The following is a 22,882-nucleotide window of genomic DNA, read 5'->3' as shown; positions in this document are numbered from 1 at the left end:
TTACGCGCCGAGGTCAGCCGGCAGCGGTGCTTTCAACCACTGTTCAGAGAGGCCGTTCAGAGTTTTGTCCTGAATCGCCTGCTCGATCAGCGCATCAACTTTGGCCTTCAGGGCCGGTTCTTCTTTCTTCATGCCAATAAAGCACGGTGAGTCTTTCAGCATAAATTTTGCCACCGGCGCTTTGTCGGCGTTCTGGCGGGAAATCGCGGCCACCACCAGGTTACCGGTCGCCACGTACTGCACCTGCCCTGACAGATAAGCGGAGAGCGTGGTGTTGTTATCTTCATAACGCTTCACCTCAGCGTCTTTCGGCGCAATACCGGTCAGCACCATATCTTCCACCGCGCCACGCGTCACACCGATGGATTTGCCGCTCAGCTCGGCGGCATCTTTCAACGTGCCATCTTTCGGGCCAAATACGCCCAGGAAGAACGGCGCATAGGCGCGGCTGAAGTCGATCACTTTCTCGCGCTCCGGGTTTTTACCAAGGCTGGAGATGACCAAATCCACCTTATTCGTTTGCAGATAGGGAACGCGGTTAGCGCTGGTGACCGGCACCAGCTGCAACTTAAGTTTCATCTGCTTCGCCAGATACTTCGCCATATCAATGTCGTAGCCCTGCGGCTGTAAATCGGTACCGACCGAACCAAACGGTGGGAAGTCCTGCGGCACGGCGATACGAATAACGCCGCGCTTTTCAATATCCTGCAGCTGGTCGGCATGCGCCACGGTGGTCTGAGTGAACAGCACGGCGCCAGCCAGTAATGCGAGTAAACCTTTTTTCATCTTCACTTCCCCGGTTAATACATCATGAAACGAAAGATTCTTAAAGAATTTATTTGCAACTAATGTGCCAGCGCGCGGCACACTGCATAAATTTTTGGTCTTAAGCGATAAGCGGAGAGGGAAAAGCGTTTATTCGCCTGCAATTAGCCAACAAAAACACGGAAGACACGGCGGATTAACAGGTGGGCAGAGGCAGGAGATGGGGAATAAAATGGGGCGCGATGGCGCGCCCCAAAATCATGCAAAGCACCAAAACAGTGCCCCATTAGCGCTGTTCCAGTTCATCCAGCTGGCTGTAGAGGTCGGCGATCTGATGAATGCGCTGGCGGCCATCGCTTAACAGTTCATGCAGCACCGCATTCGCCAGCAGGTTGATCAGGCTGTTGGCCGCGGCGTAGCTGTCAAACGCCGAAACGCTGTCGAGCGGGGCGCAGAGCTGCCAGCGCGCCAGAGCAATGACGCCCTGCGCCTGCGGCTCGCACAGCGCCAGCGTTGGGATGCCGCTCTGCTGCAGCTGCTGCAGCAGCGGGCGGATGATGCGCGGACGGCGGCGGAAAGCCATCACCACCACCAGATCGTCGGGCGTGAGATCCACCAGCTCCTCGGCAAGCGTCTGGCCCGGCTGCGGCAGTAAGTGCACCTGAGCGCGGGCCTGAAGCAGCTGCTGTCGCAGGTGCAACGCCACCGGATACGCGTTACGTAAGCCAATGATAAAAATGCGTTTACTGTTGGACAACGCCTGCACCACCTCTCCCAACTGCCCGGTATCGATAGCGTTAACCCACTGGGTGAGGTTGGCCATCTCCTGCTTGTAGTGGCGCGCCAGCAGCGTGTTGCCCTGCACTGCATCGCGGTTGTCGGTCAGCGGCATCCCACTCTGGCGCAGGGTACGCAGCTCGTCGCGCATATCCTTATATTTTTCATAGCCCAAGCGCTTAAACAGGCGGCTGACCGTAGCCTTCGAGACCCCACTCAGGCGCGCCAGCTCCGCGCTGTTATAGCTGATCAGATCGTCGAAATGGTCAAAGGCAAAATCGGCGATACGCTGTTCCTGCGGCGACAGCTGTGCGTAATGGCTGCGCAGGCGTTCATCAAGCTGCTTCATGGCTTCTGCCCTGTAACTTTTGTTTCACGGTCTGGATGATATACAAATAACGTGCCCGTCTGTAGCGCGGCGCACTAAACATTTATTGTTAAAACCGGTGCTGACCGACAGTTTTTCAATTCCCTGCGTCCATCATCCGGCAAACTGGAACGGCTATTGCTTATATTAAGCTATCAGTAATCTGGACGACGAGAATGGAATGAATCAAAGCAATATCGCGCCGCTGGGTATGGCGGTCACCCCTCACCACCTGGCATCAGAAAGCGCACTGGGTGTATTACGCGAAGGCGGCAATGCCATTGAAGCGATGGTTGCTGCGGCTGCCACTATCGCCGTGGTCTACCCGCATATGAACGGTTTGGGCGGTGATGGTTTTTGGTTGATCCTGCCGCCAAACGGCGAGCCGATCGCCATTGACGCCAGCGGTGCCGCCGGTTCGCTGGCCTCAATCGATTTCTACCACGGCCACGCCACCATCCCGCATCGCGGTCCTGAATCGGCACTTACCGTAGCGGGAACTGTCAGCGGCTGGCAGGAAGCGCTGGCGGTATCCAAAGAGCTGGGCGGCCAGCAGCGCCCGCTGCCGCGCCTGCTGGCCGATGCCATCCGCTATGCTGCTGACGGAATTCCAGTGACGGAATCCCAGGCGGCGGCCACCGCCAGTAAACATGCCGAGCTGGCTAATCAGCCCGGCTTTGCCGCGACCTTTCTGCCCGATGGCGAAGTGCCCCGCCCCGGTAGCCGCTTCACCCAGCCTGAACTGGCGGCGACCTTAATCCACCTGGCAGAAGCCGGGCTGGAGAGCTTCTATCGCGGTCCGCTGGCGCGCCAGATTGCCAGCGAGATGTCACGCCTTGGCATGCCGGTAACGCTGGAAGATCTCAACCGCCAGCAGGCAAAACGCCGCAGGGCGCTGCGCATCCGCCATCAGTACGGCGACGTATTCAATATGCCGCCGCCCACTCAGGGCCTGGTTTCGCTGGCGATCCTCGGCATTACCGACCATCTGGCAATGGCAGATGCTGACGAAGCGCAAACCATTCACCGCATTGTCGAAGCCACTAAGCTGGCCTTTGGCCTGCGCGACCAGCACATCACCGACCCGCTGCATATGCGGGAAGAGATGCAGGCGCTGCTCGACAGCGCTCGATTGCAGCAGCTGGCTGCATGCGTCGATGTGGATCGCGCCGCGCCGTGGGGCACCGGCAAAGGCCCGGGCGACACGGTGTGGATGGGGGTGATGGACAGCAGCGGGCTGGCGGTGAGCTTTATTCAGAGCATCTACCATGAATTCGGTAGCGGCGTGGTGATCCCGGGTACCGGCATCACCTGGCAGAACCGCGGTGCCTCTTTCAGCCTCGATCCTGAGCATCTGCTGGCGCTGGTACCGGGCAAACAGCCTTTCCATACCCTGAATCCGGCGGCGGCGCGCCTGACGGATGGCCGCACCATGGTGTATGGCTCGATGGGCGGGGACGGCCAGCCGCAAACTCAGGCGGCGATTTTTACCCGCCATGTGATTCAGGGGATGGCGCTGCAACAGGCTATCGGTGCTCCGCGCTGGCTGCTGGGCCGGACCTGGGGCCAGGCATCGGATTCGTTAAAGCTGGAGGGGCGCTTCAGCGCAGAGATCGTTGCCACGCTGCGCGAGCTGGGGCATGAGGTGGAGATGTTAGCGGATTTCAGCGAGGCCGTCGGCCATGCCGGAGCGATTGTGCGCCACATCAACGGCATGCTGGAAGGCGCCTTCGACCCACGCAGCAACGGCAGCGCGGCCGGGTTTTAACCGAGTTGAAAATTTAAAGAGACAGGGGAGAGATCATGAAACAAGACACACCCGACTGGGCAGCCTACGTGGCACAGATGGAGCAGGTGCTGGCGCTGGAGCTGGACGAGACTCGCCGCGCCGAACTGCTGACTCAGTTTAGCCGCATTGCCGCGATGGCGGCGCCGCTGATGGCGTTCCCGCTCGACGATCGCCTTGAAGTGGCGGGGGTATATAAAGCATGAATCTGGCGTCCTTATCGATTGCAGAACTGAAACGCGCGCTGGCGGCGGGTGAGCTGAGCGCGCGCGATATCGCCAGCCAGACGCTGGCAAATATTGAGCGCCATAATCCCGCGCTGAACGCCTGGACCCACGTCACTCAGGAGCGCATGTTACAGGAGGCTGACCGCCTCGATCGTCTGAAGCGTGAAGGCCAGCCGCTGCCCGCGCTGGCTGCCGTACCCTATGCCGTGAAAAATCTGTTCGACGTGGCCGGTCACAGCACCCTGGCGGGAGCCAGCCTGTTCAGCAACCGCACGGCGGCGCGTCAGGATGCCTGGGCGGTCCACAAGCTGGCCGCCAGCGGTGGCCTGCTTTCCGGTATGCTCAATATGGATGCTTACGCCTATGGTTTTACCACCGAAAACAGCCACTACGGGGCAACCCATAACCCGCACGATCTGACGCGCATTGCCGGAGGCTCTTCCGGCGGTTCTGCCGCCGCCGTCGCTGCCGGAGTGGTCCACTTTTCTCTCGGCACCGATACCAATGGGTCGATTCGCGTGCCCGCTTCGCTGTGCGGCATCTTCGGCCTGAAACCGACCTTTGGCCGCCTGTCGCGCAGCGGCAGCCATCCTTTTGTTGCCAGCCTCGACCATATCGGCCCCTTTGCGCGCCGCGTCAGCGACCTGACGCAGGTCTACGATGCGCTTCAGGGGCGTGATGCGCAGGACAGTTTCCAGGCGGAGAAAGCCATGCAGCCAGTCGCCCCGCTGCTGGAGCGCGGGATGGAAGGCTTGCGCTGCGGCGTGCTGGGCGGCTATTTCCAGCAGTGGTGTGACGACGATGCACGGCTGGCGGTGGCTCAGGCGGCGAAAGCGCTCAACGTCAATGATGAGATAGTGCTGCCGGAAGCCGAACTGGCGCGCGCGGCGGCTTTTATTATTACGGCGTCCGAGGGCGGCAATCACTACCTGCCCGCACTGCGCCATTCGCCAGAGCGCTTCGAGCCGCTGTCGCGCGAGCGCCTGCTGGCCGGGGCGATGATCCCCTCCGCATGGTATGTGCAGGCCCAGCGCTTCCGCCGTCATTTCCAGCAGCAGGTGCTGGCACGCTTTGCCGAGGTCGATGTGCTGATCGCCCCGGCCACGCCGACCAGCGCTACGCTGATTGGTCAGGAAACCATGCGCATTAACGGCAGCGATCTGCCGGTGCGCGCCAGCATGGGGATGCTGACGCAGCCGATCTCATTCCTGGGCCTGCCCGTCACCACCGTACCACTGCGCACTTCCTCGGGGCTGCCAATCGGATTACAGTTGATCGCAGCCCCCTTTAAAGAGGAAGCCTGCCTGCGAGCTGCACGCGTGCTTGAGCAGATGGGCATTGCGCAGGCCGCGCCTGCCAGCATGGAGTCATAACATGAAAAGTGAATATATCGATCGCCCGGGCATTCTTGCCGAGGTCACCGCCGCGTTTTACCGCTATGAAGAGGCGTTAATCAGCAACAATGTTGCGGTACTGGATGAACTGTTCTGGCATGACGAGCGTACGGTGCGCCTGGGGGCCGGGGAGAATCTGTACGGTATTGATGCCATCAGAGAGTTCCGCGCATCACGCCCGTCTGCCGGCTTAGACCGCCAGCTACAGAACACCGTAATAACCAGCTACGGCGAGGACTTTGCGGTCTGCAGCACCGAGTTTACCCGTGAAGGCAGCGAACGAATAGGTCGCCAGCAGCAGACCTGGGTCAGGTTACCCTGCGGCTGGCGGATTGTTGCAGCCCAGGTCAGCCTGATGAGCTAAATTGCGTTTTTCAGGGGCCGCTCACGGCCCCTTACGATCCGTACTTTACACGGTGGCAACGTCCCCCTGCTGATGATAAAACTCCCTTTCCAACGATGTGAAAAGGAGAGACACATGACCACCACCCGCCCCAGCCTCGCTGCCAGAGCAAAACCGCTTAATGAAGACTGGCATCGCGAAGAGATAAAATGCGCTATACGTCTTAAAGGCTACTCTATTGCCTCGCTGTCCCGTGCATACGGTCTGGCGGGCGGCACGCTGGCGAATGCCCTAACGCGACCGTGGCCAAAAGGAGAGAAAATTATTGCGCTGACGCTGGGTATCAAGCCTGAAGTGATCTGGCCCACGCGTTATGAGATGCGCCGCAAGGCGAAGGTGAAAATGCAGAAAAGATATGATGGGGAAGCGTGATTTGCTCCCCCTTTTGAGAAGGCTATTGTTCAAATGGCATAATTGAATCACTGCTTTGGAAAATACTTTGCGGAATAAAATTATTAAAGCCGTGCTCAATACAGTAATCAATCAGGCCTCGTTTATTACCAACACCAGATTTTTTATAAATACGACATAAGATATCCTCCACCGTACGGTTGGGAACGCCAATAGCGGCTTCGATCATTTTCGGTGTAAATGACTGACAGGTGTAGAAAATAATCTCCCACTCCTTATCGGTGAACAGTTCTGTAGGTGGGGTGAAAACCAGGGAGGTTGGGACCTTTATCTTTGCCAGACGAGTAATAAATATGGCTTCAACTGGACGACAGTGAGGGATTACCCCCAGAACATTGCCAACCTCATCCATTAATGGAACTTTCTCCGTATACCAGGCTTGCAGGTAATCGTGACCATCAAAACGTTGGATGCCTATAGAAGTCACTCTATCTTTGACTTTCTCAACCATGCGATCGTGAGCCTGAAAAGGTTTTTCAAATTCACTGACAGGGACGGGTAATTCACCATCATAACGGCCCAGTAAATCATACCCTGCTGGTAAACCGATGAAATCTCGCATCCTCTTATTCGCATAAACAAACTGAGACTTACTGTTCTTCACCCACCAGGGTTCATTACTTCCTTCCCAAAAAGAGATGAAAGGCTTAATAATTCGCTCTATTGCCGAATCCTTTTCCTTGATATTCATATCAATTACCTTTTTTTGGAATGCAGAGATCGGAGGCTTAGCGTTATTCAAACGGCATAATTGAACCGCTGCTTTGGAAAATACTTTGCGGAATAAAATTATTAAAGCCGTGCTCAATGCAGTAATCAATCAGGCCTCGTTTATTGCCCACGCCAGATTTTTTATAGATACGACACAGAGTATCTTCCACCGTACGGTTGGAAACACCAATCGCAGCTTCGATCATTTTTGGTGTAAACGACTGACAGGTGTAGAAAATGATCTCCCACTCTTTGTCGGTGAACAGTTCAGTGGGTGGAGTGAACATCAACGAAGTAGGAATTTTTATTTTCGCCAGGCGCGTAATGAAAACAGACTCAACTGGGCGACAGTGTGCGATGACGCCTAAAGGTGTGCCATCTTCATCCAAAATTGGGAGTTTTTCGCAGTACCATGGTTGAAGATAATCTAAATCATCGAACTTATGCACTTCAATAGAAGTAACACGGTCTTTTTCATATTCAACTTTGCGATCGTGTGCCTGAAATTCTGGTTCAAACTCATGCATCGCTAAAGGAAGCTCGCCATCATAACGGCCCTCCATATCGAAACTTTCCGGCACGCCTATAAATTTACGCAAACGGATATTTGTATAAACAAATTGGGACTGATTATTTCTTACTATCCAAGGCTCTTTACTTCCCTCCCAAAAGCGAATAAGTGGAGCAATAATTTTATCGATTTTGGCATTAACTTCTTTCTGATTCATATAGTTCATCCTTCTATAAAAATGAAAAACTGCATCCCGCAATAACTATATGCTCAATATCGCGATAATTAAGAGCCGACAGCAGATATCCGCACTTTTTGAATTAGTAATTCAGCCAATTTCTAAATAATGCGATCTAAAAGGGCGAGGAGACACTCATGAGTGCCCCCATGAATTATTTCCCTCGCTAAACGTCCGCAAACCGGTCTGAGCACGCCGGAACGGCAAAAGAGACTCCCTGCGCGCCTCGGCACGCGTCATCCCTGCCGCGTGACGTCCGGCTTACCTCAGGCCTAGCTCATCCCCCTGCTAACATTGTGCTCGCTGTGGGTTTTCAAATCGCGACGCTGAGGCTTTGGGTGCAAGGAGAGAGGACTGATTGCAGCAGGCTCACGGCCCCAAAAAGAGATGAAAGGCTTAATAACTCGCTCTATTGCTGAATCCTTTTCTTTGATATTCATATCAATTATCCTTTCTTTTGGAATGCAGAGTTCGGAGGTCAAAGGTTATTCAAATGGCATAATTGAACCGCTGCTTTGGAAAATACTTTGCGGAATAAAATTATTAAAGCCGTGCTCAATGCAGTAATCAATCAGGCCTCGTTTATTACCCACGCCAGATTTTTTATAGATACGACACAGAGTATCTTCCACCGTGCGATTAGAAACACCAATCGCAGCTTCGATCATTTTTGGTGTAAACGACTGACAGGTGTAGAAAATAACCTCCCACTCTTTATCGGTAAATAGTTCGTCAGGAGGGGTAAACATCAGCGAGGTGGGCATTTTAATTTTCGCCAGACGAGTGATGAATATCGATTCAACCGGGCGACAGTGTACTATGACGCCTAATGGTGTCCCATCCTCATCTAAAATGGGGAATTTTTCAGAGTACCAGGGTTGTAGATAATCTAGCTGGTCAAAATGATGCACTTCTACAGATGTTACGCGATCCTTGACACTTTCTACTTTACGATCGTGGGCCTGAAACTCAGGTTCAAATTCATGGATCGCCAAGGGTAGCTCACGATCGTAAAGACCTTCCATGTTAAAGCCCTTTGGAAGCCCGAGAAAACCTTGCAGTCGTTTATTACTGTAAACGAACTGCGACACATTACTTTTGACCATCCAAGGCTCGTTACTCCCCTCCCAAAAGCGAATGAGCGGAGTAATGATTTTATCTATTTTGGTATTAACTTCTTTCTGATTCATATAGTCCATCCTTATATAAAAATGAAAACTGCATCCCGCAGTAACTATATGCTCAATATTTAGATAATTAAGCGCCGACGGCAAATATCCGCACTTTTTGAATTAGTAATTCAGCCAATCTATAAATTATGCGATCTGAAAGGGCGAGGAGAACCTCGCCCGCAATCGATTAAATTTCCGGTGCCGGGTGTTTTGCCACCCAGTGCTCGGCAATCTGCTGACGGGTGCAGATCCACACTCTGTCGTGCTGCTGGATATGATCGAGGAAGCGCTGCAGGGCGCGGAAGCGGCCGGGGCGCCCCAGCAGGCGGCAGTGCATGCCAATCGACAACATCTTCGGCGCGCTGTCGCCCTCTTCATACAGCACGTCAAAGCTGTCGCGCAGGTAAGTATAAAACTGCTCGGCGGTATTAAAGCCCTGCGGCGTGGCGAAGCGCATATCGTTAGTCTCCAGCGTGTACGGGATCACCAGATGCGGCTTCACGGTGCCATCCTGGCAGGTGACCTGGGTCCAGAACGGCAGATCGTCACCGTAATAGTCACTGTCGTAGGTCAGCCCGCCCTGCTCAACCACCAGACGCCGCGTGTTCGGGCTGTCGCGCCCGGTGTACCAGCCGGTCGGCGTTTTGCCGAACAGGTCGGTCAGGGTATCCAGCGCCTGCTGCATATGCTGACGTTCGGTTTTAGCATCCATGCTCTGATAGTGGATCCAGCGCCAGCCGTGGCTGACCACGTCATAATCGGCGGCTTTAATCGCTGCGACTATCTCCGGGTGGCGCGCCAGCGCCATTGCCACGCCAAACACCGTCAGCGGCAGACCGCGCTTCTGGAACTCGTTATGAATGCGCCAGAAACCGGCACGCGAACCGTACTCATACAGCGAGTCCATCGACATATGGCGCTCAGGATAGCTGGCTGCGCCAATAATATCGGACAGGAACTGTTCGGAACCGGCGTCACCGTGCAGAACGTTGTTTTCCGCGCCCTCTTCATAATTGAGGACGAACTGCACCGCGATCTTCGCCTTGCCAGGCCAGGCGGCATGGGGAGGATTCCCGGCGTAACCGCGCAGGTCACGCGGATAGTTTTTATTAAAGCTGTATTCTTTCTTTTCCGGTACATCACTCATGGTTTGACTCCCTGGTCGCGGAAAGGTATTGCCTTAGTTTAGGCGCTCAAACTGGCCCGACAGATTTTTTCGTATCGGGTAATCAAGATCGCCGTGTTTGCTGGTGTTTAACCCTAGCGCCAGCAGCGACTCGACCATTTTGACCGCGGCTGTTACGCCGTCGATCACCGGGATCCCCAGCTCACGCGTCAGCGTCTGCGCCAGATCGGCCATGCCGCCGCAGCCCAGCACAATCGCCCCGCTGCCATCTTCGCGCTTCGCCTGTATACAGCGCTGGCGTACTTTCTCCTGGGCGATACCGCTACCATCTTCCAGCGACAGCACCGGCAGATCGATAGCGTGCAGCGCCGCGCAGTGATGCTCAAAACCGTACTGCTGCAGCAGATGACGGGCAATGACCAGCGTGCGCGGCAGTGTGGTGACAACCGAAAAGCGCGTCGCCACCAGCGTAGCCATATGCATCGCCGCCTCGGCAATGCCCACCACCGGCCCCTGCGCCAGCTCGCGCGCGGCCAGCAGCCCCGGATCGCCAAAACAGGCGATAACATGGCCGCTAACGCCCTGCTCACGCCCGGCTTTCACCTGCTCCAGTACGCCAATCGCCGCAATGGCCTCATCAAAATGACCTTCGATAGAGGGCACGCCCTGCGTCGGGCAGACCGCGAGGATCTCAGTATTGGCGCCTGCAACCGCACGCGCAGCCGCGCCGATAGTTTCCGTCATCGCCTGGCTGGTGTTGGGGTTGATGACCTGGATGACCTGCTTGTTCATGATCGTGCTCCTGTGGCGGCGAAGAGCCGGGCAAAGTCCGGCAGTGTCTCGCCACTGCGTTCAAAGCGCAGACTGGCGACAATATGATCGAAATGTTGCCGTAGTGAGTCAGTCAGGCGGGTAAGGGATTTCTCGCGCAGCAGCTCGACCAGCCGATCGTGATCGTCACAACGGCAGCCCTGTTGCCACGGTGCGCCCCAGGCAGCGACCACCAGCGAAGAGCGTTGAGTCAGGCGCGTCACCATTTCGGTCAGTACCTGATTGCCGGAGATAGCCTGAAGCTGAATATGGAAGGCGGCAGAGAGGCGGATGGCGGCGGCACCGTCATGATCCTCATGCGCCTGCTGCTCCTGGCGATTGAGCTTTTCCAGCGCTGCCAGATGCGGTGCCTGGCAGTGCGCCAGCACGGCAGGCAGATTGGCGCACTCAATCAGGCTGCGGGTGCGGAAGATATCCTGCGCCTCTTCCACCGTTGGCGTGGCAACCTGTGCACCACGTTTGGGCGTTAGCGTGATCATTTGCACTGCGGCGAGGCGTTGCAGCACTTTGCGGATGCCGGTCCGGCTAACGCCAAAGACTTCGGAGAGCGCCTCTTCAGGTAATTTGCTCCCCGGTGGTAACTGATGTTCAACGATGGCGGTCATCAGCGCCTGATAGATGGGTTCGTCCCTGTCACCCAGGTCGGAGGCCGTTTTCAGCCCGCTTTCACTCTTCATCCCCTACTCCGGTCAACATCATTTCTGTCAAGAAGCGTACACAGGAATCACAACTTTTGTATACACGAAATTACAATCTGGCCTGGATCCTGCAATGTCTCCTGCAACCCGGTTTATTGATAACTGTATTCAGAGGAGCAGGTTTCATGCCAAATAGTGAAGTGTCTTCCCAGGCAGCAGCTGCTGAAGCCAATGCCAACTACAGCCCAAGGCTGTGCAATGAGGATCTGGCGCCGACGCGAGACCAGAACTGGAGCTGGTACAACATCTTTTCTTTCTGGATGTCCGATGTACACAGCATGGGCGGTTATGTGGTGGCGGCCAGCTTCTTTACGCTCGGGCTCGCCAGCTGGCAGGTTCTGCTTTGCCTGCTGGCCGGTATCTGCATTGTGCAGCTGTGCGCCAATCTGGTGGCGAAACCGAGTCAGATGGCTGGCGTGCCTTATGCGGTGATCTGCCGCCAGGCGTTTGGCGTCTTTGGCGCTAATATCCCGGCGGTGATCCGCGGTCTGATCGCTTTTGCCTGGTACGGTATTCAGACCTACCTGGCGGCGAATGCGCTGATGCTGGTCTCCCTTAAGTTCTGGCCGGCGCTGAGCACCCTGACACAATCTTCGTGGCTGGGCCTGTCGCAGCTGGGCTGGATTTGCTTCGGGATTATGTGGTTCCTGCAGGCGATGGTGTTCTGGCATGGAATGAACGCCATCAAGCGCTTCATCGATATCGCCGGTCCGGCGGTGTACGTGGTGATGGTGGCGCTGGCGGGATGGATTGTATACAAAACGGGTTTCAGCGGTATCTCTCTGACGCTGGCGAGTAAATCGCTGACCGGCGGGGAGCAAGCCTGGCAGATGATCACCGCCACTGCGCTTGTGGTCTCTTACTTCTCCGGCCCGCTGCTTAATTTTGGTGACTTCTCGCGCTACGGTAAAAGCCTGAGCGAGATCCGCCGTGGCAACCGCTGGGGCCTGCCGTTCAACTTCCTGCTGTTTTCGATCGTTACCGTGGTGATTGTCTCCGGCACGCAGTCGCTGTTTGGCCGCATGATTACTGACCCGATTGAAACCGTCAGCATGGTGGGTAACGATCTGGCCGTGGCAATTGGGCTGCTGACGATGATCATCGCGACCATCGGTATTAATATTGTGGCGAACTTCGTTTCCCCGGCGTTCGACTTCTCTAACTGTTCTCCGCAGAAAATCAGCTTCCGCACCGGCGGGATGATTGCGGCAGTCGGATCGGTACTGCTGACGCCGTGGAATCTGTTCCAGTCACCGGAGCTGATCCACTATACGCTGGACGTGCTGGGCGCGTTTATCGGGCCGCTGTTCGGGATTCTGCTGGCGGATTTCTACCTGATTAAGCGCAGCCAGATTTCGGTTGATGACCTGTTTGATGATACGCCGAAGGGGATTTACTGGTACAAGGGCGGCTTTAACCCGAAAGCGATTGCTGCTCTGCTGCCGTCGGTGGCGATTGGGCTGGTGATTAGCTTTATCCCTTCGCTGCATGCCGTGGCGAACTTTAGCTGGTTTATCGGTGTGGCGCTGGGTGCCGGGAGCTATCGCTGGATTGCACGCGGTGACCTGGCGGCGACCGTGGCGAAAGGCTATAACGCCAAAGTGGCGATGCAGAAAGAGTAGTGCAGCGTAGAAACGAAAAAGGCCGACTCTTATGAGTCGGCCTTTCTCTGAATGTTTGGCGGAACGGACGGGGCTCGAACCCGCGACCCCCTGCGTGACAGGCAGGTATTCTAACCAACTGAACTACCGCTCCACCGATGTTCCCCGTCGGGAACGAGGCGGATATTACGGGGCAGTCAGATGTTCGTCAACGCTTTTTCTGTGGATTAATATCAACTGCTGCGTTTTTCACCATCACGCGGTTTTATTATGCAAATTTAAAGCGTTATACCTCGTCAGCCTCTTCCTGAGGGCGCCATAAGCAGCTGCCACCCTTTTTCTGCACCAGGTCAAGACGCGCCTCGTGTGCCGCCACTTCGGCTTCACTGGCGCGCACTACCCGCAGCCCGGAGGCGGGGCGTTCGATGCGGTAGATGGTTTCACCGTCGCTCTGCTCTTCACGATCCCCTTCCATCGAGAAGGCCAGCGAGGTTTGCCCGCCGGTCATGATCAGGAAGACTTCTGCAAGAATTTCGGAGTCAAGCAGTGCGCCGTGCAGGACGCGCTTGCTGTTGTCTATCTCATAGCGTGAGCAGATGGCATCAAGGCTGTTACGCTTGCCGGGGAACATCTTGCGCGCCATCGCCAGGCTGTCGGTGATCTGGCAGAAGGTTTCGGTCTTCGGAATGCCGCGCTGCAGCTTGGAGAATTCGTAATCCATAAAGCCGATATCGAACGAGGCGTTATGGATGACTAACTCCGCCCCCTTTATATAGGCAAGGAAGTCGTCGGCAATGTCAGCGAAGGTGGGTTTATCCAGCAGAAACTCGTCGGCGATACCGTGAACGCCGAACGCTTCCGGGTCCACCAGGCGGTCGGGCTTGAGGTAAACGTGGAAGTTGTTGCCGGTCAGGCGGCGGTTGATCACCTCTACCGCACCAATCTCAATGATGCGGTGCCCTTCATAATGGACGCCGATCATGTTCATACCGGTGGTTTCGGTATCGAGTACGATCTGACGCGTTGTATTTACTGTGCTCATAGGACCCGTTTATGTCAGACTTGGCGTTTTTCTACGGAGAGTCTACCAGAGATGCTTAAGCAGGTAGAAATTTTCACCGATGGTTCGTGCCTCGGTAATCCAGGCCCCGGCGGTTATGGCGCGATTATGCGCTACGGCTCGCATGAAAAAACATTCAGTGCGGGTTTCCATCTCACCACCAATAATCGCATGGAGATGATGGCGGCGATTGTGGCGCTGGAAGCACTGACTCAGCCGTGTAACGTCACGCTGAGTACCGACAGCCAGTATGTGCGCCAGGGGATCACCAGCTGGATCCACAACTGGAAGAAGCGCGGCTGGAAGACTGCCGATAAGAAGCCGGTTAAAAATGTCGATTTATGGCAACGGCTGGACAGCGCGCTCAGCACGCACGAGATCCACTGGAAGTGGGTTAAGGGGCATGCCGGCCACGTAGAAAACGAGCGCTGCGATGAGCTGGCGCGCGCGGCTGCCGGCAATCCGACATTTGATGATGTGGGTTATCAGGCCGGCGCGTAACGCAAAAGGAATGAACGGGATAGAAGGCGTCCCGTTATGCCATTCAGCCTCTGCGCCCTTCCCGGTACTGGCTGGTAGCACCCACGGCGTGCAGCTGGCGCTTGCTGGCACTCTTTTTCGCCGGGTTCATGGTCAGTGGGAAGGTACGCTTACGCGCGACGATCAGGTTTAAACAGCCGAGCGCGGGCAGGTGGGTGCTAATTACTTTCCCCCCCTGGCGGTTCCACGGCAGTACCTGGAAGCGCGAGCGGTGTATCACCTCATAGTTCAGCAGGCTCAGCCAGTCCATCAGGCGCATCTGGGTGAACATCCGGCTATTCCACGGCACCTTACGGTGCAGGCCGGGGATGAGCTTGCCGACTCCCAGGGCGCTGAAAATATTGAAGCCGCTGATGATCATCCAGCCGTCGTCGATCAACACCCTGTCCACCTCACGCAACACGCGGTGCGGATCGCTGCTCCATGCCAGCGTATGGGCCAGCAGGCAGGCATCAACCGATTTAGACTCAAAGGGCAGGCTTAGTGGGTCGGCGTGAACCTGCAGATTATCCCCGCTCAACCCAACGTTAACCTGATGCGAAATCGCACAGCTTTCAGTATCGATTTCCGCGCTCAGACTGCCTACCTTCAGCAGATGAAAACCATATAATTTAGCCAGGCTGGGGCGCAGCTGATGCGACAGCGCATCGCGATAATACTCACCGCAGGGGATTTGCGACCATGACTCTGGCACATGGCGAATATGACGTGTTTTAGCGGGCTTCATGCTTTACCATCTTCTTTCCATTGCGAGCATACGGGAGCGATCATATGAATCTTACCAGCATTCCAGCCCTTCAGGATAACTACATCTGGACGTTAAACGACGCGGCAGGCCGCTGTCTGATTGTCGACCCTGGCGAGGCCGCTCCGGTGCTGCGTGCCCTGGCAAAAAACCGCTGGCAGCCGGTGGCGATATTGCTTACGCACCATCATCACGATCACGTTGGCGGTGTGCCGGAGCTGCTGGCTCATTACCCCGACCTGACGGTTTATGGGCCGGAAGAAACCCGAGATAAAGGGGCAAATGCGATCGTCAACGAGGGTGATAGCGTCGATGTTTTAGGCTGTAACTTCACCATTTATGCTACGCCGGGCCACACTTTAGGACATATCTCATATTTCAGCTTCCCTTACCTTTTCTGCGGAGACACACTCTTTTCCGCCGGCTGCGGGAGACTGTTTGAAGGCACTGCTGAACAGATGTTTCAGTCATTTCAAAAGCTTAATCAGCTGCCAGCTGACACTCTGGTTTGTTGCGCCCATGAATATACGTTATCGAATTTAACCTTTGCGCAGGCCATTTTCCCGCAAGATGCGGAGATAAGCCGCTACTATCGAGAAATTAAGGAGTTACGCGCAAAAAATGGGGTAAGTTTGCCTACAAAACTGGGTTTTGAGCGAAAAATTAATCTTTTTTTAAGAACGCAACATGTTGAATTACAACGCACTATTGGATTAGAAACAACTCCGCAACATGAGTGGCAGGTATTTGCGGCTCTACGCGAGAAGAAAGACCGTTTTTGATAATTTAGGTTGTGCTGAGGGGACCTACCACGTATTATTGCTCGTCTTTTAAGCGGAACCAATGACACACACATGAAGGCTAAAGCGATATTACTCGCCTCGGTCTTGCTGGTAGGGTGCCAGGCATCAAGGCATGATGCTAACATCCCTGAACAGCATGCACAGAGTTTGTCTTCGGCAGGTCAAGGTGAAAATGGACAGTACTCAGATAGTATGTTGTCGCCGCGCTGGCAGGATGATGGAACATCGCTTGCGCAGGACAAAGATCTGTGGAATTTCATTAGCGACGAGCTGAAGATGAAGGTTCCGGATAATTACCGGATACGCGAACAAAAACAGAAATACCTGAAGAACAAGAGCTATCTCCACGATGTAACATTACGGGCAGAGCCGTATATGTACTGGATTGTCGAGCAAATTAAGCAACGCAAAATGCCGATGGAACTGGTACTACTACCCATAGTGGAGAGCGCTTTTGACCCTCATGCAACATCATCTGCGAATGCCGCTGGCATCTGGCAGATTGTGCCGCAAACGGGTAAAAATTATGGTCTTAAGCAGACCCAGTGGTATGACGGACGACGCGATGTTGTGGCATCGACCAAAGTTGCCCTGGATATGATGCAGCGCCTTAACGGTATGTTTGACGGTGACTGGTTACTGACGGTTGCGGCCTACAACAGCGGTGAAGGACGCGTGCTGAAAGCGATGAAAGCCAATAAAGCCCGTGGACGACCTACGGATTTCTGGTCTTTAGCGCTGCCAAAAGAAACGACGGTCTATGTGCCAAAAATGCTGGCTCTGGGGCAACTGCTCAAGAACAGTAAGCGATATGGCATACGTCTGCCCGCTCCCAACGAATCTCGTGCTCTGGCACGCGTTGAAGTGGGTCAGCAGATTGAATTGACGCAGGCAGCCGAAATGGCTGGCATGTCGCTAAGCAAGATGAAGACGTTTAACTCCGGCTACACGCGTGGAAAAACGGCCCCTAATGGTCCTCACTACATTATGGTACCGAAGTCCAACGTGGCTAAGCTTCGTAACTCACTGGCGACCGGTGATATCGCAGCGGTGCAGCCGACTTCACTTGCGAACAACAGCGTTTCATCCGGCTCCTATAAGGTGCGCAACGGTGACACGCTGTCCGGCATTGCCAAGCGTCTTGGCGTTCCGGTAAAAGATCTGCAGCGGGCAAACAATTTGCGCGGTGCCAGCATCAAACCGGGGCAGACGCTGAGCGTAAGCAGCAGTAACAGACTGGCAGATAACGGCGACAGCATCACCTATCAGGTACGTAAGGGTGATTCTCTGGCCAGTATCGCAAAACGTCACGGCGTAAACATCAAAGATGTGGTGCGCTGGAATAGCGTCGCCAGTAACAGTGCTAAGAACATCCAGCCCGGCGATAAGCTGACGCTGTTTGTGGATAATAGTGCGACACCTGACAGTTAGTCCGATACCAGACCCAATAAAAAGCCCGTCTCCAAACGGGCTTTTTTTATGGCCGCAGGGCCTCGATAAAGATGATATCGGTGCTGAAACTGCCATCCGGCCTGAGAGCGTAGTAGTTCTGGACGTCGTCAGGTGCTGCCTGCTGATAAGCCCTTATCGCCTGCACCATTACTTCAGGGGTGCGCATACGCGCTGTCCAACTGCTAAACTCCAGCTCCAACTTATCCTGCGAGAGAGCCTGCACGGCCAGCCCGGCTTCGGTCATTAGCGTCAGCCACTCCCCAGGGCTGTAATCGCGCACGTGCGAGGTATCACGTAGCGCCTCTACCGTCTGTAACCAGATATCGAGCACCGGATTGCCCGGTGCGCTGACGTCCATAAAAATCACTCTGCCGCCGGGTTTGAGCACACGACACACCTCCCGCAGCGCACTGCCAACATCATGCCAGTGGTGTGCGGAGTAGCGGCTGATGACAATATCAAACGCGGCATCGGCAAATGGCAGGCTCTCGGCATAGCCCTGCTGCGTGCTGAGGTGGTGATACCCGCGCTCATCCGCACTCTCGCGCACTACCGCCAGCATCTTTTCCGATAGATCGTAGGCAATGACCTCTTTGACATGCTGAGCGGCAACAAAGCTCGCATGCCCTGCTCCGCAGCCCATATCCAGTACTTTCGCGTCTGAGGCACCAAACAGCCGCTCTGCCAGCCGCACTAAATCCCGACCGCTGGCATGTACCGCGCTGGTCAGGTAGGCATTAGCCTGCTCGCCGAACTGTTTATCAACGTTGTCATGATGTTTTGTTGCCATTACGAGAAGCTTCCCTGTTATGCCAGCGATGGCGGATGAGCGTTAAATTCTACCAGCAGTGGGTTGTGATCTGAGGCGCGGGTGACCAGTACAGAAGCTTCTGCCACTCCCATTCCGCGATAAAAAACGAAATCCAGCGGACGCCCAAAGGCTTTGCGACGGTGATCGTCGGTGAAACGTACCTCACGCAGCCCCATTTCGCGTGAAAAACGATACAGGGCATTGATGCGTTGACGACTCCAGGCGTTAAAATCGCCGGCCATGATCACCGGGCCCTGATGGTGAAAGATCTGCTCACCGATCGGCCCTAGCTGCTTACTGTAAACATCAATACCCAGACTGAAGTTCACCGCGTGTATATTGACCACCATCAGCATTTGCCCACCCGGCAAGGGGTAAGCGGTGACCAGCGCTGACTTGGAGAGGCGCAGCAGCGGTTCACGCTCGCGCAGCGGGCAGCAATAGACCGGATGAGCTGAAGCCAGCGTCATGACGCCAGAAGGATGCTGGGGCAGAACAAAAGCGGGAACCTGGTCGGCCGCCAGGTAATTGGTGGTGGCGAAACGCACCAGCTCAGGCGTCGTTTGTGCCTCCTGCAGTAGAACCAGATGCGCATCTTTGCCAAAGTTTTGTAATACCGACAGCCACTCGGCGCGCTGCTGCTTGAAGATATTCCACACCAGTACCTTCAGGGTGGATTCGGTCGTTAGCGGGGCACCGGGCGGCAATGCCTGGCCGACATGCAGCATTGCCCCTGGCGGAAATATTTGCTCCGCTGGCTGCCCTGCTACGTATCTCATGGCATATGTTTTTTTCCGCACGTTACCGCCTGTACTTATTACTGCTGAATGAGCTTACCATCTATCAGTTATAGGGACTTTACTGCGTACTTTCAATCGGAGGAGGGTAATTCAGACGGGATTGTGCGTAAGGAAATGCAAATAAGAACTCAAATACAAAAAAGCCCTGACTCGTATGAGTCAGGGCTTCATGTTTTAGTGGCGGAACGGACGGGGCTCGAACCCGCGACCCCCTGCGTGACAGGCAGGTATTCTAACCAACTGAACTACCGCTCCACCGATTCTGTACTGAATTCAGAACGGCGTCTGACTTCAGGTGTTTCGCCCTTACCTTGTCAGGGGTAAGGTCACGACCCGAAAACGGGTCTTAAATTGATGCCTGGCAGTTCCCTACTCTCGCATGGGGAGGCCCCACACTACCATCGGCGCTACGGCGTTTCACTTCTGAGTTCGGCATGGGGTCAGGTGGGACCACCGCGCTAAAGCCGCCAGGCAAATTCTTTGTGCTCTGTCCTGTGTCTTTTGTGCTGATGCTGCGTTGGCCGCGCTCGCAAAGTCAGTCACATACTTCAGTATGCTCCCTCCTTTCCTTCGCTTGCCGCCTTGCCTCAGCGCAAAATACTTCGGACTTAATTCCGGTAACAGGCTGAAAATCTCTTTTGCGTCTCTCATAACGCACACCAGAACGCTTCTGGCGTTGTAAGGTTAAGCCTCACGGGTCATTAGTACCGGTTAGCTCAACGCATCGCTGCGCTTACACACCCGGCCTATCAACGTCGTAGTCTTCAACGTCCCTTCAGGACTCTCAAGGAGTCAGGGAGAATTCATCTCGAGGCAAGTTTCGCGCTTAGATGCTTTCAGCGCTTATCTTTTCCGCACTTAGCTACCGGGCAATGCCATTGGCATGACAACCCGAACACCAGTGGTGCGTTCACTCCGGTCCTCTCGTACTAGGAGCAACCCCTCTCAATTCTCCAGCGCCCACGGCAGATAGGGACCGAACTGTCTCACGACGTTCTAAACCCAGCTCGCGTACCACTTTAAACGGCGAACAGCCGTACCCTTGGGACCTACTTCAGCCCCAGGATGTGATGAGCCGACATCGAGGTGCCAAACACCGCCGTCGATATGAACTCTTGGGCGGTATCAGCCTGTTATCCCCGGAGTACCTTTTATCCGTTGAGCGATGGCCCTTCCATTCAGAACCACCGGATCACTATGACCTGCTTTCGCACCTGCTCGAGCCGTCACTCTCGCAGTCAAGCTAGCTTATGCCATTGCACTAACCTCACGATGTCCGACCGTGATTAGCTAACCTTCGTGCTCCTCCGTTACTCTTTAGGAGGAGACCGCCCCAGTCAAACTACCCACCAGACACTGTCCCCACGCCGGATCACGGCGCCAGGTTAGAACATCAAACGTTAAAGGGTGGTATTTCAAGGTTGGCTCCACGCAGACTGGCGTCCACGCTTCAAAGCCTCCCACCTATCCTACACATCAAGGCTCAATGTTCAGTGTCAAGCTGTAGTAAAGGTTCACGGGGTCTTTCCGTCTTGCCGCGGGTACACTGCATCTTCACAGCGAGTTCAATTTCACTGAGTCTCGGGTGGAGACAGCCTGGCCATCATTACGCCATTCGTGCAGGTCGGAACTTACCCGACAAGGAATTTCGCTACCTTAGGACCGTTATAGTTACGGCCGCCGTTTACCGGGGCTTCGATCAAGAGCTTCTCGCAGCGCGATAACCCCATCAATTAACCTTCCGGCACCGGGCAGGCGTCACACCGTATACGTCCACTTTCGTGTTTGCACAGTGCTGTGTTTTTAATAAACAGTTGCAGCCAGCTGGTATCTTCGACTGCCTTCGGCTCCACCCGCGAGGGGGTTCACCTACCGACAGCGTGCCTTCTCCCGAAGTTACGGCACCATTTTGCCTAGTTCCTTCACCCGAGTTCTCTCAAGCGCCTTGGTATTCTCTACCTGACCACCTGTGTCGGTTTGGGGTACGATTCGATGTTACCTGATGCTTAGAGGCTTTTCCTGGAAGCAGGGCATTTGTTACTTCAGCACCGTAGTGCCTCGTCGTCACGCCTCAGCCTTAAAGAGTTCCGGATTTGCCTGGAACTCAAGCCTACACGCTTAAACCGGGACAACCGTCGCCCGGCCAACATAGCCTTCTCCGTCCCCCCTTCGCAGTAACACCGAGTACGGGAATATTAACCCGTTTCCCATCGACTACGCCTTTCGGCCTCGCCTTAGGGGTCGACTCACCCTGCCCCGATTAACGTTGGACAGGAACCCTTGGTCTTCCGGCGAGCGGGCTTTTCACCCGCTTTATCGTTACTTATGTCAGCATTCGCACTTCTGATACCTCCAGCATGCCTCACAGCACACCTTCAACGGCTTACAGAACGCTCCCCTACCCAACAACGCTTACGCGCCGCTGCCGCAGCTTCGGTGCATGGTTTAGCCCCGTTACATCTTCCGCGCAGGCCGACTCGACCAGTGAGCTATTACGCTTTCTTTAAATGATGGCTGCTTCTAAGCCAACATCCTGGCTGTCTGTGCCTTCCCACATCGTTTCCCACTTAACCATGACTTTGGGACCTTAGCTGGCGGTCTGGGTTGTTTCCCTCTTCACGACGGACGTTAGCACCCGCCGTGTGTCTCCCGTGATAACATTCTTCGGTATTCGCAGTTTGCATCGGGTTGGTAAGCCGGGATGGCCCCCTAGCCGAAACAGTGCTCTACCCCCGAAGATGAGTTCACGAGGCGCTACCTAAATAGCTTTCGGGGAGAACCAGCTATCTCCCGGTTTGATTGGCCTTTCACCCCCAGCCACAAGTCATCCGCTAATTTTTCAACATTAGTCGGTTCGGTCCTCCAGTTAGTGTTACCCAACCTTCAACCTGCCCATGGCTAGATCACCGGGTTTCGGGTCTATACCCTGCAACTTAACGCCCAGTTAAGACTCGGTTTCCCTGCGGCTCCCCTATACGGTTAACCTTGCTACAGAATATAAGTCGCTGACCCATTATACAAAAGGTACGCAGTCACACCACGAAGGTGCTCCCACTGCTTGTACGTACACGGTTTCAGGTTCTGTTTCACTCCCCTCGCCGGGGTTCTTTTCGCCTTTCCCTCACGGTACTGGTTCACTATCGGTCAGTCAGGAGTATTTAGCCTTGGAGGATGGTCCCCCCATATTCAGACAGGATGTCACGTGTCCCGCCCTACTCATCGAACTCACAGCGAGTGCATTTTTGTGTACGGGAGTATCACCCTGTACCCTGCGACTTTCCAGACGCTTCCACTAATGCACAAGCTGATTCAGGTTCTGGGCTGTTCCCCGTTCGCTCGCCGCTACTGGGGGAATCTCGGTTGATTTCTTTTCCTCGGGGTACTTAGATGTTTCAGTTCCCCCGGTTCGCCTCATGCCACTATGTATTCATGACATGATAGTGTGACGTATCACACTGGGTTTCCCCATTCGGGTATCGTCGGTTATTGCGGTTCATATCACCTTACCGACGCTTATCGCAGATTAGCACGCCCTTCATCGCCTCTGACTGCCTAGGCATCCACCGTGTACGCTTAGTCGCTTAACCTCACAACCCACAAGCGTCCCGAAGGAACACATTGCTGTCGTGAGCATTTGAGAGACTCGAACGCAT

Annotated in this window: 22 protein-coding genes, 2 tRNA genes and 2 rRNA genes; 9 read left to right on the top strand and 17 right to left on the bottom strand. The window is 55.0% G+C overall.

Features of this window, described 5'->3' with window-relative positions:
- Complete coding sequence (locus ACLI4M_RS14550; protein ID WP_133624366.1) at positions 1-786, bottom strand: transporter substrate-binding domain-containing protein; 786 nt, start codon at positions 784-786, stop codon at positions 1-3.
- Between the two features lie 265 nt (positions 787-1,051).
- Positions 1,052-1,891, bottom strand: coding sequence for a MurR/RpiR family transcriptional regulator HpxU (gene hpxU / locus ACLI4M_RS14545; protein ID WP_048917064.1), 840 nt, complete (start codon positions 1,889-1,891; stop codon positions 1,052-1,054).
- A 199-nt stretch (positions 1,892-2,090) separates the two neighbouring features.
- On the opposite strand from hpxU, the gene ACLI4M_RS14540 reads away from it, so the two are divergent.
- The 5 genes from ACLI4M_RS14540 to ACLI4M_RS14520 all read left to right on the top strand — a co-directional run bounded on the left by ACLI4M_RS14540 (position 2,091) and on the right by ACLI4M_RS14520 (position 6,091).
- Entirely contained in the window at positions 2,091-3,677 is a 1,587-nt protein-coding gene (locus ACLI4M_RS14540; protein WP_133624368.1) for a gamma-glutamyltransferase family protein, read from the top strand.
- A gap of 35 nt (positions 3,678-3,712) precedes the next feature.
- Positions 3,713-3,901 (top strand): oxalurate catabolism protein HpxX, encoded by a 189-nt coding sequence (gene hpxX, locus ACLI4M_RS14535; protein ID WP_048917066.1) that lies wholly within the window; start codon positions 3,713-3,715, stop codon positions 3,899-3,901.
- Positions 3,898-5,295 carry an AtzE family amidohydrolase gene (locus ACLI4M_RS14530; protein ID WP_133624370.1) on the top strand — a complete coding sequence of 466 codons (1,398 nt, stop codon included), beginning with the start codon at positions 3,898-3,900 and terminating at the stop codon, positions 5,293-5,295. Before hpxX ends, ACLI4M_RS14530 begins: the two co-directional genes overlap by 4 nt.
- Before the next feature lies 1 nt (position 5,296).
- Positions 5,297-5,680: an oxalurate catabolism protein HpxZ gene (gene hpxZ, locus ACLI4M_RS14525; RefSeq protein WP_048917068.1), complete on the top strand. Its 384-nt coding sequence runs from the start codon at positions 5,297-5,299 to the stop codon at positions 5,678-5,680.
- A 114-nt stretch (positions 5,681-5,794) separates the two neighbouring features.
- Positions 5,795-6,091, top strand: a complete 297-nt coding sequence (locus tag ACLI4M_RS14520; protein ID WP_133624372.1) for a helix-turn-helix domain-containing protein — start codon at positions 5,795-5,797, stop codon at positions 6,089-6,091.
- A gap of 22 nt (positions 6,092-6,113) precedes the next feature.
- Here ACLI4M_RS14520 and ACLI4M_RS14515 read toward each other — a convergent pair whose 3' ends face one another.
- The 7 genes from ACLI4M_RS14515 to ACLI4M_RS14485 all read right to left on the bottom strand — a co-directional run bounded on the left by ACLI4M_RS14515 (position 6,114) and on the right by ACLI4M_RS14485 (position 11,396).
- The gene (locus tag ACLI4M_RS14515; protein ID WP_133624374.1) at positions 6,114-6,821 is read right to left on the bottom strand and encodes a helix-turn-helix transcriptional regulator; all 708 of its coding nucleotides are present in this window, start codon (positions 6,819-6,821) and stop codon (positions 6,114-6,116) included.
- 43 nt (positions 6,822-6,864) lie between these two features.
- Complete coding sequence (locus tag ACLI4M_RS14510) at positions 6,865-7,569, bottom strand: helix-turn-helix transcriptional regulator (protein ID WP_133624376.1); 705 nt, start codon at positions 7,567-7,569, stop codon at positions 6,865-6,867.
- A 293-nt stretch (positions 7,570-7,862) separates the two neighbouring features.
- Complete coding sequence (locus tag ACLI4M_RS14505; protein ID WP_166643194.1) at positions 7,863-8,030, bottom strand: hypothetical protein; 168 nt, start codon at positions 8,028-8,030, stop codon at positions 7,863-7,865.
- Between the two features lie 45 nt (positions 8,031-8,075).
- Positions 8,076-8,780, bottom strand: a complete 705-nt coding sequence (locus ACLI4M_RS14500; RefSeq protein WP_133624378.1) for a helix-turn-helix transcriptional regulator — start codon at positions 8,778-8,780, stop codon at positions 8,076-8,078.
- A 169-nt stretch (positions 8,781-8,949) separates the two neighbouring features.
- A complete protein-coding gene (gene puuE / locus ACLI4M_RS14495; protein ID WP_048917072.1) occupies positions 8,950-9,909 on the bottom strand; it encodes an allantoinase PuuE in 960 nt (319 codons plus the stop codon).
- Positions 9,910-9,942: 33 nt separating this feature from the next.
- Positions 9,943-10,680, bottom strand: coding sequence for an allantoin racemase (gene hpxA, locus ACLI4M_RS14490; protein WP_133624380.1), 738 nt, complete (start codon positions 10,678-10,680; stop codon positions 9,943-9,945).
- Positions 10,677-11,396, bottom strand: coding sequence for a GntR family transcriptional regulator (locus ACLI4M_RS14485; protein WP_133624382.1), 720 nt, complete (start codon positions 11,394-11,396; stop codon positions 10,677-10,679). Before ACLI4M_RS14485 ends, hpxA begins: the two co-directional genes overlap by 4 nt.
- Before the next feature lie 146 nt (positions 11,397-11,542).
- On the opposite strand from ACLI4M_RS14485, the gene ACLI4M_RS14480 reads away from it, so the two are divergent.
- A complete protein-coding gene (locus tag ACLI4M_RS14480; protein WP_133624384.1) occupies positions 11,543-13,039 on the top strand; it encodes an NCS1 family nucleobase:cation symporter-1 in 1,497 nt (498 codons plus the stop codon).
- A gap of 56 nt (positions 13,040-13,095) precedes the next feature.
- Here the strand turns inward: ACLI4M_RS14480 and ACLI4M_RS14475 are convergent.
- Positions 13,096-13,172 (bottom strand) — tRNA-Asp (locus ACLI4M_RS14475).
- Positions 13,173-13,304: 132 nt separating this feature from the next.
- Positions 13,305-14,060, bottom strand: coding sequence for a DNA polymerase III subunit epsilon (gene dnaQ, locus ACLI4M_RS14470; RefSeq protein WP_048917076.1), 756 nt, complete (start codon positions 14,058-14,060; stop codon positions 13,305-13,307).
- A gap of 51 nt (positions 14,061-14,111) precedes the next feature.
- Here dnaQ and rnhA point away from each other — a divergent pair, with 51 nt between their 5' ends.
- A complete protein-coding gene (rnhA, locus tag ACLI4M_RS14465) occupies positions 14,112-14,579 on the top strand; it encodes a ribonuclease HI (RefSeq protein WP_133624386.1) in 468 nt (155 codons plus the stop codon).
- 43 nt (positions 14,580-14,622) lie between these two features.
- On the opposite strand, the gene ACLI4M_RS14460 is transcribed toward rnhA, so the two are convergent.
- Positions 14,623-15,345 carry a class I SAM-dependent methyltransferase gene (locus ACLI4M_RS14460; RefSeq protein WP_048917078.1) on the bottom strand — a complete coding sequence of 241 codons (723 nt, stop codon included), beginning with the start codon at positions 15,343-15,345 and terminating at the stop codon, positions 14,623-14,625.
- Between the two features lie 44 nt (positions 15,346-15,389).
- Between ACLI4M_RS14460 and gloB the strand changes: the two genes are divergently transcribed.
- The gene (gloB, locus tag ACLI4M_RS14455; protein WP_133624388.1) at positions 15,390-16,145 is read left to right on the top strand and encodes a hydroxyacylglutathione hydrolase; all 756 of its coding nucleotides are present in this window, start codon (positions 15,390-15,392) and stop codon (positions 16,143-16,145) included.
- A 72-nt stretch (positions 16,146-16,217) separates the two neighbouring features.
- A complete protein-coding gene (mltD, locus tag ACLI4M_RS14450) occupies positions 16,218-17,597 on the top strand; it encodes a murein transglycosylase D (RefSeq protein WP_133624390.1) in 1,380 nt (459 codons plus the stop codon).
- A gap of 46 nt (positions 17,598-17,643) precedes the next feature.
- Here the strand turns inward: mltD and ACLI4M_RS14445 are convergent, their stop codons facing one another.
- From ACLI4M_RS14445 to ACLI4M_RS14425, 5 genes are all read right to left on the bottom strand, one after another.
- Positions 17,644-18,408, bottom strand: a complete 765-nt coding sequence (locus ACLI4M_RS14445; RefSeq protein WP_133624392.1) for a class I SAM-dependent methyltransferase — start codon at positions 18,406-18,408, stop codon at positions 17,644-17,646.
- Positions 18,409-18,425: 17 nt separating this feature from the next.
- Positions 18,426-19,229 (bottom strand): endonuclease/exonuclease/phosphatase family protein, encoded by an 804-nt coding sequence (locus tag ACLI4M_RS14440; protein WP_048917082.1) that lies wholly within the window; start codon positions 19,227-19,229, stop codon positions 18,426-18,428.
- 178 nt (positions 19,230-19,407) lie between these two features.
- Positions 19,408-19,484: transfer RNA gene (locus ACLI4M_RS14435), tRNA-Asp, on the bottom strand.
- Between the two features lie 101 nt (positions 19,485-19,585).
- Positions 19,586-19,701: ribosomal RNA gene (rrf, locus tag ACLI4M_RS14430) — 5S ribosomal RNA — on the bottom strand.
- A 208-nt stretch (positions 19,702-19,909) separates the two neighbouring features.
- Positions 19,910-22,816, bottom strand: a 23S ribosomal RNA gene (locus ACLI4M_RS14425).
- Between the last annotated feature and the right edge of the window lie 66 nt (positions 22,817-22,882).

Source organism: Erwinia sp. LJJL01 (genome assembly GCF_047300805.2).
Lineage (GTDB): Bacteria > Pseudomonadota > Gammaproteobacteria > Enterobacterales > Enterobacteriaceae > Erwinia > Erwinia aphidicola.
This window is presented reverse-complemented; position numbering and strand designations above follow the sequence as displayed.